This window comes from Desulfosporosinus burensis (assembly GCF_054657535.1).
On sequence record NZ_BAAHYN010000094.1, the window covers coordinates 1 to 396 of the forward strand.

1 protein-coding gene is annotated in these 396 nt (G+C 47.5%); it reads right to left on the minus strand.

Annotated elements, in window-relative coordinates; genetic code table 11:
• A partial coding sequence (locus ACYQ3Q_RS28545) for a thiamine pyrophosphate-dependent enzyme (RefSeq protein WP_459931755.1) occupies nucleotides 1-260 on the minus strand: 260 nt, incomplete at its 3' end.
• Nucleotides 261-396: the final 136 nt, after the last annotated feature.

Genomic DNA, 396 nt, shown 5'->3' on the forward strand with positions numbered 1-396 from the left:
AACTCTGGTCGAGCCGCTTTAATTCCCGTAGCGAAGGGTAAGGCTCTGCCATGGGTCGTGTGGATGGTATTAAAATCTAAGTAGCCTGGCATGCGCGAAGAACAGCCAATCCCAGACACAAAAATCACCTTATTTTGGTCAAGCTGTAAGGTTTTAATAGCCCGGACGATGGCGGCCATGATGGTTCCTATGCCGCAACCTGGGCACCAGATATGCGGTAACGTCTCGGTCCGAAAATATTGCGCAATATCACTAAACATTTTGAAGTACCTCCCGAATCCTGTCCAAAACTTCCTGGGGAGTGATTAATTCTCCGTCCATGCGGTTTAAACGTTCGACGGCTTTATAACCAAAGATTCGTTCGATTTCACCGACTAATTGGCCACTGTTCATCTC